Annotated in this window: 9 protein-coding genes; 5 read left to right on the top strand and 4 right to left on the bottom strand. The window is 39.7% G+C overall.

The features are described from left to right. The first annotated feature begins 393 nt into the window (after window positions 1-393). Together ACEW80_RS21640 and ACEW80_RS21645 are read left to right on the top strand one after the other, a co-directional pair. Entirely contained in the window at window positions 394-813 is a 420-nt protein-coding gene (locus ACEW80_RS21640; RefSeq protein WP_373528569.1) for a hypothetical protein, read from the top strand. A 391-nt stretch (window positions 814-1,204) separates the two neighbouring features. After that, on the top strand, window positions 1,205-2,224 hold the full coding sequence (locus ACEW80_RS21645) for a tRNA-dihydrouridine synthase family protein (RefSeq protein ID WP_373528609.1): 1,020 nt from the start codon (window positions 1,205-1,207) through the stop codon (window positions 2,222-2,224). 75 nt (window positions 2,225-2,299) lie between these two features. Here the strand turns inward: ACEW80_RS21645 and ACEW80_RS21650 are convergent, their stop codons facing one another. The 3 genes from ACEW80_RS21650 to ACEW80_RS21660 all read right to left on the bottom strand — a co-directional run bounded on the left by ACEW80_RS21650 (window position 2,300) and on the right by ACEW80_RS21660 (window position 7,847). Further along, window positions 2,300-4,297 (bottom strand): TrkA family potassium uptake protein, encoded by a 1,998-nt coding sequence (locus tag ACEW80_RS21650; protein WP_373528570.1) that lies wholly within the window; start codon window positions 4,295-4,297, stop codon window positions 2,300-2,302. Between the two features lie 298 nt (window positions 4,298-4,595). After that, complete coding sequence (locus ACEW80_RS21655; RefSeq protein WP_373528571.1) at window positions 4,596-5,054, bottom strand: GNAT family N-acetyltransferase; 459 nt, start codon at window positions 5,052-5,054, stop codon at window positions 4,596-4,598. A gap of 84 nt (window positions 5,055-5,138) precedes the next feature. Further along, window positions 5,139-7,847 carry a glucosidase gene (locus ACEW80_RS21660; protein ID WP_373528572.1) on the bottom strand — a complete coding sequence of 903 codons (2,709 nt, stop codon included), beginning with the start codon at window positions 7,845-7,847 and terminating at the stop codon, window positions 5,139-5,141. Between the two features lie 235 nt (window positions 7,848-8,082). On the opposite strand from ACEW80_RS21660, the gene ACEW80_RS21665 reads away from it, so the two are divergent. Beyond that, on the top strand, window positions 8,083-8,715 hold the full coding sequence (locus tag ACEW80_RS21665; protein WP_373528573.1) for a Uma2 family endonuclease: 633 nt from the start codon (window positions 8,083-8,085) through the stop codon (window positions 8,713-8,715). Between the two features lie 32 nt (window positions 8,716-8,747). On the opposite strand, the gene ACEW80_RS21670 is transcribed toward ACEW80_RS21665, so the two are convergent. After that, on the bottom strand, window positions 8,748-11,105 hold the full coding sequence (locus ACEW80_RS21670; protein WP_373528574.1) for an AAA family ATPase: 2,358 nt from the start codon (window positions 11,103-11,105) through the stop codon (window positions 8,748-8,750). A gap of 376 nt (window positions 11,106-11,481) precedes the next feature. Here ACEW80_RS21670 and ACEW80_RS21675 point away from each other — a divergent pair, with 376 nt between their 5' ends. Together ACEW80_RS21675 and ACEW80_RS21680 are read left to right on the top strand one after the other, a co-directional pair. Further along, window positions 11,482-11,754, top strand: a complete 273-nt coding sequence (locus ACEW80_RS21675; RefSeq protein ID WP_373528575.1) for a hypothetical protein — start codon at window positions 11,482-11,484, stop codon at window positions 11,752-11,754. Window positions 11,755-11,869: 115 nt separating this feature from the next. Further along, the gene (locus ACEW80_RS21680) at window positions 11,870-12,097 is read left to right on the top strand and encodes a hypothetical protein (protein ID WP_373528576.1); all 228 of its coding nucleotides are present in this window, start codon (window positions 11,870-11,872) and stop codon (window positions 12,095-12,097) included. Window positions 12,098-12,359: the final 262 nt, after the last annotated feature.

Genomic DNA, 12,359 nt, shown 5'->3' on the forward strand with positions numbered 1-12,359 from the left:
TGATTTTAAGCACTTATTGATCCCCCCTAACCCCCTTAAAAAGTGGGGAACCGGAATCAAAGTCCCCCAATTTATCGGGGGATTTAGAGGGATCTAGAACGTTTTGCTACCGACAAAAGGACTTTTCAAACATCCTCTAAGGCGACTGGCTTAATTTTTGACCTCCTAAAACTTTTAAAACACCCTCTTAGAAAAGGTAAATCTAATATTGAGTTTTATGGAGTCGAAAAAGCTAAGTTCATATCTAAGCAAAACAGTCTAGGTCATCTAGGTTACAAACATACAAAAGAAACTAGAGCTAAGTTTAGTCAACAACGTAGAGGTCGAATTATATCGCCTGAACATCGTATATTATTATCAAAACGACGTAAAGATGGTTTTGCTAGTGGAAAATTGAAATTAAGTCCTAAAGTCGGATTTGGTAAAGGTGGTTTTAGGAAAGATATTGGACATTATGTACGTAGTTCATACGAGCATATATTTGCACTATGGCTCATACATCAAGGTTTATATTATAAGTATGAACCTCAATTTTTTACACTAAATATCAATAACGAAGTTACTACGTTTACACCTGACTTTTGGGTTAATGGTTACTGGTTTGAGATCAAAAATTCTTACAACATTACTCTCAGTTATTTTCAGGAAAAGCTAAAACAGTTCAAGCTCCAATATCCTGATGAAGTGATTTTTATAATTGTTGGCGATTCAACATGGAATAATCATGAAGCTATTAATGTAACAATATCTAATTTACCTGAATTAGCCGAACTAATAGTGATGCTTAAACAAGTTGTCTGCATCAAAGACTAACTCCAATAAACCCAGTTTATTCACCACTAATAAATTCCCAAAATTAATTACCTTCTAGTAATTATCTTGTAGAAGGGACATCCTTGCCCGTTAAATACTCGCTTTGCGCTTGCCTTGACACCTATCGCATAAGAAAATTTTGAGCGTTTTTATTTGTAAATCCCCTGGATAATAAGTCTATTTTCTGTGTTGCCAATTCCCCAAACTCTACGTCAAACATCCGCATGATTTTGCTAGATTCGTTATCCAGCCGATCGCAAAATCTAAATCTGAAGCAACGCCCGATAATTTACGCCTTGATAACACTTATTTAAAAGTTGGCTGAGATTTTTCTTTGACCAGAGTCATGGAAGAGCGTTACAGTAATGTTTTGTCGAGCGCTGGAATCTCTATGTCTCAGGTATCGCTCCCCCAATCGCTCCAGAAAGACCTCCCCCTCACCGCTCTTGCGCCCATGCAGGATGTGACAAACCTCTGGTTTATGAAGGTCATTGCCCACTACGGCAGTCCTGACTACTTCTTTACCGAGTATTTCCGGGTGAATGATACCTCACGGCTCAATCGGAGCATTCTGGCAGCAATCACCGAAAACGACACAGGTCGCCCCGTTTTTGCTCAAATGATTGGCGAAAGCATCCCCGACTTAGTAAGAACAGCAAAGGAACTCTGCAACTATAATATCGCTGGAGTTGACTTAAACATGGGCTGTCCAGCACCCAGAATCTATCGCAAAAATGTTGGGGGTGGATTGCTACTCTCACCAGAAAAAGTGGATCGGATTTTAGGAGAACTACGGCAGGCAGTAAACGATCGACCTTTGACCGTCAAGATGCGCGTAGGCTTTGCAAATACAGATACCTTTTACGAAATTCTAGATATGATCAATCGCCACAGCATCGATTTGCTGAGTTTGCATGGTCGCACGGTGAAAGATATGTACCACGGGGCAGTAAAATATGATTTGATCGCCCAAGCGGTCAGACGGGTTGATTGTCCAGTGCTGGCCAATGGCAATATCCACTCGGCGAAAACTGCCCTGGAAGTACTTTCTCAAACGGGCGCGGCGGGTGTGATGGTGGGACGCTGGGCGATCGGCAATCCTTGGGTTTTTAATCAAATTCGCCAGGCTTTGCGCTTTGAGCCGATTACGCCCGTTCCTTTAGTAGAGGTACGCAACTATATTGATCGTTTATGGCAAACCCCCACAGCAGCAACTATGCCAGTGCGAGCGCGCGTCGGCTACCTGAAAATGTTCCTCAACTACATTGCCCTAAGTGTTGACACTGAAGGTCATTTCCTGCGGCTGATGCGACTGACGCAGACTGAGGCAGAACTGCTTAACCTGTGCGATCGCTTTCTCCTTACTGATCTGACGAAAACTTTAGCCTTAGCACCCTACTTAGGCGTGTAACCAAGGTTTAGTTTTCCAGATTCAACCTTAGCTACGATGGGCTACGTCTACACTAAACTTGTATCAATAAACAGCCTAAACAGTACGAATTATATGAGCTAAAACTTGAGATTTACTTAATTCACTTACCAAGCGCTGGGCTTGGTGTTTGTAGAGGGGATATTGGAGAGTTTCGGGTAGTTGCTTCATCAGAGTTCTTGCTAGCTGCATATCACAACCACACACCCGCAAGATGACGTTTGCTCCTTCAAAAGCTGCTTCTGCTGATAATGCTTTCTCTACTCGCACTAACCATTGACCGACTGGAATGCTTCCTCGTTCTACTCGTTGCAATCCTTCAATTGTTCCTAAAACCACTAAGCGATCGCCTACTCTCAGCTTGATATCATCAGAGGGCATAAACTTTGCCGTTTGATCGGTAGCTTTAACGTGTAAAATTGGTACTAATCCGTAGCCGTAAGCAATATCTGCTAGTAATCGTCCGTTAAGAGTATCTTCGGCTTCAATTTGATATTCAGTTACGAGTATGGTTTGGTTATTTAAACGAAATAAATTGAGGATGTTTTCCCCAAATGCTGCTGCCACGAATGCTTCAGCCGCAAGTCCATAAACGTCCATAAACTTAGCATAGGGCAGCAGTTGCGCGACATTCTCGCCAAAACGCGGATCAAAGGTGCGGATAGCCAAACTGGCTGTGGGGTTAGCAGCGTGGGTTCTCAAGGCAATTTCTAAGTTTGCTACCTCATCATCAGTCACAACAATGACGCTTTTAGCGGTGGTTATATTGACTTTATTGAGAGCATTGGTGATATTTCCGACAATTAGCGGCATTTGGGGTAATACTCCTGGTTCCAAGTCAGTGGCATGAACTCCCACTAACGGTTGCTTAAGTTCTTGCAATAGCTGTGCAACTCGCCGACCGACTCTCCCCAAACCAATTATGACTGTATGATCTGCTTTGGGCACAGGGGGACGACCCTTGGAAAATTGAAATCTGGCAGCTAGGATACGTTCAGTCATAATGGCATAGAGAATACCGACAAAAACCGTACCCGCCACAGTCAAGCTGATACTGAAGAGATGCAACCACCAAGGAACGGCAAAGGGCAGTTTTAATTGTCCAAACAGGTTGTCGTAGCCACCAAGGCTTAGAACTAGGGAAACATTGATGGCATCCTGTAAGGTGATTTTGGGATATTGTAGCTTGTATAGTACCGTCCCACATAAGAATAATCCCACCATAAAAATGCTGCAAACTATAGCTACACGCTGGGTTTGGCTGTTTTCTTTCCAAAACTGAGTTAGTCTGTTTCGGAGATTCTGCACTGTTAGGGTAGTAACAATCGCCTGCCAGAATTGCTTGATACTTTTGACAGATCGTGCTGATGGAGGGATAAGGTTTTGTCTGACTTCAATATAGGCGATGGTATCTCCTAGCAACACTTGAGCATCGGGTTCCCATTGGTAGAATATTTTTGGTAGGGGTTTCCCTGCTTTGGCATGGAAAAGAACTCGGCGGTGGGAATTATTGATGTCGTGAAGTCGGTGATAATGGCTCCAAGGATGGGAAACATCTATGGGTATTCTAACCACACGCACTAAATGATTTTCTAAAGTGAAAAAGCCCCTAGTTTCACTGCTTAAAGCTGCGATCGCAAAACTTCTGGCAGATAACTGAGTAGCTTCAAAGGCTACAAAATTCCTTAATTTTTTACTCAGTAATTCATTGAGATTTTCTTGCGCTGACCGGATGACTAGGCGGATATTGGGATTAAGCGATCGCGCCGCAAATGCTGCCGCAATATTCACCCGCTCATCACTGGTGACAATCAAAATTGCCTGACAACGACGAATCCCGGCTTGTTCTAATACCTTGGGTTGGCGACAGTCACCAATCACAAGTTTATCTACTAAGTCGGATATGTCAGTAATTTCCCATTTTTGAATGTTTTCGACTTCAATAGCATTTACATTTGCACCAAATTCTTTCAGGACAGATACACAATACTGCCCTAAATGGCCCAGTCCACAAACTAAGAAATAGTTGACATTTCTTGTCGCATTTTGTTCCATAATTAACGTACTTATATTTATATAGGACTCCTACTTGAGTTTTACTTCTTTGATGTTCAGCCAAATTACGGATAAACTAGCGGATTAGATGGTAAAGTCCTCAAATGTTCATATTAGATAGGTTGTGTTGCAAAAATTAGGACTGGTAGAAATGTCGTTGTGCCATAGTCTTGTATCAAGGTTAGCTTGTTAGTGAACGCAGACATGATTGCCCAAGAGTCTCCCTCAGTCTTGGGATTATGGTTTAAGGAAAATAGGCATTTGAGGCGATCGCTACTCATTAATTTAATAGATCAAGTTAAGGTTTGTTTAGCCATTTTGTCATCAGATAGCGATTATGATCTTCAAACCCAACTCGGCGATAAAAACTTTGGGCAGAAGTATTTTTCCGCTCAACTTCGAGATGTAATACCTGAACATTGAGAGAGGTGCAAACCTCCTCAAGAAAGTTAATTGTTTGCTTACCTATGCCTTGTCTTTGGTAATTAGCCTGGATGTAGAGTTCATCAATGAAAGCATCACGCCCTCCGTATTCTAGGCTATAGCCTAATGTGAGAACCACATAACCAATTGCTTTACTCTGACACTTAATCAACCAGACCTGACCCATTGATTCATCATTCAGCAGTTGAATCAGAGCATTACGAGCAACTACGGCATTAAAAACGATACAACCGTCTAATTCATACAGTTCTTGGATTAAAATGAGAAGTGCTTCAATATCAATATTTTCTGCTAGCTTGAAATCAATTTTCATGATGTATTTACTCTAAATTGCATTTGAATTCATCTTCAAGCAATAGGATTGTTATACTGTGATGAAAGTAGTAATTGGGGCAATTTATGCTACAGCGATCGCCTTTTTATCCGGCTCAATGTCTGGTTCCTGAGATTGTACTTCACATTCACCAAATTGCTGAATGAGTTGAGCAACCAAACCTGTCCATCCAGTTTGATGACTAGCACCAATTCCGGCTCCATTATCACCATGAAAATACTCATGGAATAAAATTAAATTTTGCCAGTGCGGGTCATTTTGAAACTTCTGTATTCCACCATAAACAGGACGTTGACCAGAGGCGTTTTGTAAGAAAATTCTAGTTAACCTTTGAGATAATTCTGATGCAACTTCCCAAAGGGTCATCATCTTACCAGAACCTGTGGGACATTCCACTTTGAAGTCATCGCCCAGGTAATAATGAAATTTTTGCAGAGATTCAATTAATAAGAAATTCACCGGAAACCAAATAGGCCCTCGCCAATTAGAATTACCACCAAACAAATCACTACTAGATTCAGCAGGTTCATAATCTACACGAAATTGCGAACCATTGACATCAAAAATATAGGGATGTTCGGCATGAAATCTTGAAAGTGCGCGAATACCATAGGGGCTAAAAAACTCATTTTCATCCAGCATTTTTTGGAGAATACTTCTTAATTTATCCCGTGAAACAATTGCTAATAATCTTCTAGCACCAATTCCTTTTGTTTCCATACAAGCTACATTTTGCCGTAAGTCAGGACGGTTTTGGATAAACCATTCCAATCGCTTTTTAAAACCAGGAAGCACTTTTAACATTTCTGGTTCAATACTTAGAATCGCAAATAGGGGAATTAATCCCACTATTGACCGGACTTTTAAAGTAATCTGCTGTTCAGTTAAACGCAGCACATCGTAGTAAAATCCATCTGATTCATTCCATAAACTGGCTTCCATTTCACCAATTTTATTCATAGCATCAGCTATGTAAAGAAAATGCTCAAAAAATTTGGAGGCAATGTCTTCATAAACAGAATTGCTCTTAGCTAATTCTAGAGCGATCGTCAACATATTTAAACAATACATCCCCATCCCACTGGTACCATCAGATTGGTCAATATGTCCGCCGGTGGGAAGGGTTGTACTGCGGTCAAATACACCAATATTATCTAACCCTAAAAATCCCCCTTGAAAGACATTATTACCCTTAGCATCCTTACGATTCACCCACCAAGTAAAATTGAGCATGAGCTTTTGAAAAACCCGCTCTAAAAACTGTTGGTCTGTTCGCCCATACATCTTTTGTTCAATCTTATAAATGCGCCAAGTTGCCCAAGCATGAACCGGGGGATTAACATCACCAAATGCCCATTCATAGGCGGGAATTTGCCCATTTGGATGCATATACCATTCCCGTGTGAGAACATCCAATTGGTACTTAGCAAAATCCGGGTCAATCATTGCTAAAGGAATGGTATGGAATGCTAGATCCCAAGCAGCAAACCAGGGATATTCCCACTTATCGGGCATAGAGAGAATATCTTCATTATAAAGATGGAACCACTCTTGATTTCTACCATTTTGCCGTTCTGGTGAGGGTGTTGGTGTGTTGCGATCGCCTTTCAACCAATCCTCTACAATATAATTATAAAATTGCTTACTCCACAGCATCCCAGCAAATGCTTGACGCTGCACATTCCGCATATCTTCATTAAGAACATATGGAGTAATACGTTGATAAAATTCATCAGCTTCTTGTTGTCGCTGACTAAAAGTTACCTCAAATTCTTTGCCCAATGGCTCAACTAAGTTGGGTGTATCACTGAGTCGCAATTTGATAGTTTGAGTTTCACCTGCGCCAACTGTTAATACATAATCAGCAGATGCTTTTGTCCCAATTTTATCAGGATTTATTGCTGATTTTTGACCATGTATAATGTAGTCATTAATGCCATCTTTCACATAAGCTGAGGTATTAGGAGAGCCAAATAATCGCTGATGATTTGTCTCGTTTTCTGTAAAGAGTATCTCTGTTGCTTGCTGACAATACAGCCACTTGTTTCCTAAAGTTGGGTGAGATGCTTCAATGATATTGAAGCTATTACCTGATTTGATCTCTATTAAAGTAGGTTTATCTGTCTCTTCATTCCAAGACCAAGTATTGCGAAACCAAAGGGTAGGTAACAGGTGCAATGTTTTTGCTTCTGTGCCTCGATTAACTACTTTGATTTGGATGAGAACATCTTCAGCAGAATGCTTGGCATATTCTACAAAAACATCAAAGTAGCGATTGTTATCAAATACACCTGTATCTAGTAGTTCAAATTCTGGCTCTTGACGATTTCGGCGTTGATTCTCTGCAACTAATTGGGAGTAGGGAAAGGCTGTTTGAGGATATTTATACAGGGCTTTCATATATGAATGTGTGGGAGTGCTATCTAAATAAAAATAATATTCTTTTACATCTTCTCCGTGATTACCTTCACTACCAGTTAGACCAAAAATTCTTTCTTTGAGAATAGAATCTTCACCATTCCAAAGAGCGATCGCAAAACAAAGCCGCTGATGATTATCAGAAATTCCCAAAATTCCATCTTCACCCCAACGGTAGGCGCGAGAACGAGCCTGATCATGGGTGAAATAGTCCCAGGCTGTACCATTGGGACTGTAGTCTTCCCGTACCGTTCCCCATTGGCGATCGCTCAGATATGGCCCCCATCTACGCCAATGTGCTTTGTGATGAAAGGCTTCTTGTAATCTGATTTCTTCTGCGGTTGGAGTTGTCATAATTTCACCCTGTGCTTCTATACAGTTTAGTTTAATTTATTAATAATCTCAGCTATTTTGCATGACTTTTGGAGTCAAATAGTTATACCGATGCGCTGTCTATGGGACTATTCACAAAACTGCAAATCTCAAGTCTTCAAGTGTTAGCGATATAAAACCTCTCTAGGAGCGATCGCTTTATTCTGCCTAAAATTACTATTCTTATATATAGGAATATTATAGTAATACCTATATTATGGAGACAACAGACCTCTTCAGGAGCGATCGCCCCATGAATTCCCCAGTCATCACCAAATCTGTCAGTCCAAAGACTTCCTATGTTCTGCTGTATGATGTCAGTTGGGATCAATTAGAAAAGCTAGATATAGACCTAGAAGGTACAGGTGCCCGACTAAGTTATTTAGATGGAATTTTAGAAATTATGTCTCCACTTTCCGATGACCATGAAGATGCTAAAAGTACTACAAGTCGTTTGTTGGAGGCATACCTGAGAGAAAAGAAAATTCGCTTCTACGTTAGGGGAAGTGCTACACTCGGCAAACGCAAAGATGGTACACGACGAGAACCAGATGAGTCTTATAACTTTGGCACTAAAAAACCGATTCCAGATTTGATTATTGAAATTATTGTCACCAGTGGCGGCATTAATAAGTTGGAGATATACAAACGTCTGAAGGTTCCAGAAGTTTGGTTTTGGGAAGATGGACTACTTTCGGTATATTGTTTGCGAGATGAGGAATATGAAAAAGTGTCCCAAAGTTCTTTTTTTCCAGACTTAGATATAGAATTGCTGGCGCAGTATTCACGCATGGCTGATCAGTATGATGCAGTTAATGATTTTAGCCAGGTAATTCGAGAACATAGATAACAGGTCAAAATCAAAAAATCGAATAGTATCGCTTATGTTTCAAAATATTTCATTGCTGTTTGGACTTTCTCAACTTGCCTGGGTGCTTGCATTTCGTTAAAAAGTGCGATCGCTTGCACAAAACTTTCCATACTCATGTTGATTTCACCCATTCTTTGATAAGTCAATGCTCTTTGATAATAACCTTCAGCTAAGTCTGACTTAGCACCTATTTTATCAAGGATTTCTATTGCTTCTAAATGATGAAAAACCGCCCTGGCAAACTCTTCCTCTTCTCGATAAAGCACAGCCAGACAACTTATAGCTTTAGCCTTAATCTGGGTAAAGTTGTTTTCTTCAGAATGAAATATAGCTCTTTGGCATAACTCAAATGATTTTTTAAGATTACCTAAATTTTTATAAGTCAAACAAAGCTGTACTAAGCTATGCCCTATTCCCCATAAAGTCACTCTATTTGATGATGATATTGCAAAATAAGCTTCCTCAGCAATATGAAAAGCATCTTCTCTGCTACCAGAACATGATTGAATTAAAGCTAGACAGCATTGAGCATAAGCTATGTAATCATCAAGATTAGTATTTTGCTCAACAAGGCTACAAACAGAATTAAAGCAATCTTCGGCTGCTCTCATTTCCCATAATTCGAGCTTGCAAAGCCCTGTATTAAATAAAATAGAGATTTTTGTTTGCTTAACATCTAAATTGTCTAATACTTTTTCTGATTTCTCATAGCACTCTATAGCTTCTCTAATACACCCGATGATTCGATATGTATATCCAAGTATATTGTAAAGATTAATTAGTCTTTCTTGCGATTTTATATTATCTATTATTCGCTTGATTACAGAGAAATTTTTCTGTAGTAGTCCTAGTTGATAAAACGAGCAACCCAAAGGCAACCCTACACTCCACTGTTCACCTCGTCCTTGTAAAATTACATCACCAGCTTGCTCAAAATCACTAATTTCTACATAGTGATAATAAGCTTCTAAAGCGGTTAAGGCATCTGTGATATTTTTGACTACTTTAACCTGTTGTGTCCAAAATTGTGCGGCTTTTCGGTTGACTAATTCCCATTCTTCACCGACTAACCTTAACCTACTAATCGCTTCATCACGAATTACCGGATGCAACCAGTACTGTCCTTTTTTTGCTTCTATCAAAGATAAATCTTGCAGAGCTTTAATTACACGTCGATATTGTTGTTCTGGAACATCCCAAAGCAAGCATAAAACTCCCTCAACTGGTATGGAAGAAATATCTTGATAACGATAGCATCCTAAACGACACAGTAAATGGTAGGCTTCTAAGTCATGTTCTCGGAGACGACTAAATTGACTAGCGACTAAATCTTTTAACTCTCTTTCTATTAATAAATCTGTACAGTTTTCCTGCCAATACGCATATATATCACCGTGAAAATCTGTCAATATTGCTCCTCTGAGAATTTGCATCGCTTTGGCATTACCTCCATAAGCTCTGCACATTTCACTGAGAATAGTAGAATCACAATTGATATAGCGGCGGCTGAAAAACTGTCGCCACGCTTCATCATCTAAACCTTCTAGTGGGTAGAGATAAAGCTCTACACTAGACTCACGTAAACGCTCACGACTTGTTACTAAAGTAACTGAATGCACATCTGGATCTGCTAATACTCTTAATAGCTCAACATAAGGACGACGATATTCCAGAAACTTGCCATTTTTATCGAGAGCAGTTTCTAAATTGTCGATAAATACTCCAATTTTGGGAGTTTGCTGTCGCAGTTTCCGGCGTAATCGTTCTAAGTTGATACCAAAGTCGCGCCCTGGTTCTTCGTTAAAATCTCGCCTCAGCCACTCCTCAACCACACTCTCTACTGGAGTAATATTTTGGATTTCTGTGGCCATCCACAGTTCTAGAACAAAATTAAACTTTTGAGTTTTAAAATACTTACGTGCTAAGGTAGTTTTACCAACACCGCCTTCACCCTGGATCAGAATAACTTTTGCTCCCCCACTTACGAGGGTGTGGAGTTCGGCTATTTGGCGATCGCGCCCAACAAAGTTAGAATCTAAATCTTGGAGTTTAGCGCCATTAGTTGCTAAATCTGGAATATGGGAAATTTTTTGCGACTGTTGAGTTGTCCAAAATCCCTGAACCACGCCTTGGAAGGTTGATTTTGAGACTTTCTCCCCTAGCACATCTGATAATAGATGCCAAAGTCCTGCACCAACTGCTTTTAAATGCGCTTCTGTATAACCACGACTATTGGCGATATCGTGGTAAGTCCGTTTTCCATCTTCCCACAAATTACGCAAAATAATCCTTTGAATTTTATCTAAGTGTTCTCTCTTCTTGAGAAAAACCAAGTTATCTACAAACTCTAAGGCTTCTTCTGCACCCATTTGTTAACTTGATGTATCCTTTTTACTTGATTATAACCATATTTTTACTACTTCTTCCTACTTGTCATACTACAAAATACTTTTTCCTACTCGGTAGGAAACTTACTTTATCGTACTGCAAAGGATTATAAAGTGTACTATTCTTGTAATTAATACAAGCGAAGTTAAGTTAAGCGCCAAGAAAAGGTGTTTGAGGAGAAATTTTACCAGCGCTACTACTGCAAGCTTAGTAAATCACAGATATTACTTGTTACTCTCCCATATTAATGACTCATGAAAGTGGTGTTTACTAAACAGGCAGTAGGTATTAACTAACTAGATTCTGTAGAGCATATTTCCGACTAAGTATGTAAGTCTTCACCATACAGGAGGTTCAATGATGTTAGACAAAGATTGTCATCATGATTGCAATCAAAATCAGTGCCCCTTTGCCCAAGATACACGTAATCCTAATAGATATGTTTGTCTCAAATGTGGTGTTGAGCGAGAAATAAATAGATATCCGTCTGGTTTAAGCTCATTTTTACTGTTGTTATTGAGCTTGTTTATTGCATTTCAACTGTTGATTAACTATGAAAAGCAAAATAATCCCCAAAGGCAACAACAGTCTTTGAATAATTCATCGAATCAGGCAAATATCCACCTGTAAAACTAATACTGTTCAAACGGGATAAGATTTCCCATAGCCTAATTTTTGAAAGAGCAATGGGGAATAAAAAAGAATATTCACTGCTCAAAATTCAGCTACTTTCGTGAGTAAAATTATGGACACAAATCAGGATACGCTTCTATTCCGTTTTGCCTCTAAGTCCCTGAAATATTTCTTGTTCGTGCTGTTTGGGATTGCGATCGCCTACGTATTATCCAGTGGTTTGGGTATCTTACAAATCATACCCATATTGTTGTACGTTTTACAACAGTTTTTGCTGCCACTGGGATTTATTTTGTTGTGTTTAATTACAACAGCAGTAATTCTTGAATCCCTGCGTTAAGAATCAAGGAGTAGAGACGCGATTAATCGCGTCTCTACAAGAATTATCTTCTTTGTCTCCCTTGTCTCCCTCCTGTTCAAAAACTTCAGTTGGTGGTATAAACAGCTAATCTGCACGAAATCCACACCTGCTGTTGGACTTTTGGCAGCAACCATACTACGGTGATCACAATTTGGCTACATAGTTCAACGAAGTGCAATCTTCAAACTTACGGTAGAATCACTTTAATTCGATAGATCGGGAAAAGCCAAAAACTTTGCTA

The organism is Nostoc sp. (assembly GCF_041747015.1).
In the GTDB taxonomy this organism is placed as follows: Bacteria; Cyanobacteriota; Cyanobacteriia; order Cyanobacteriales; family Nostocaceae; genus Nostoc.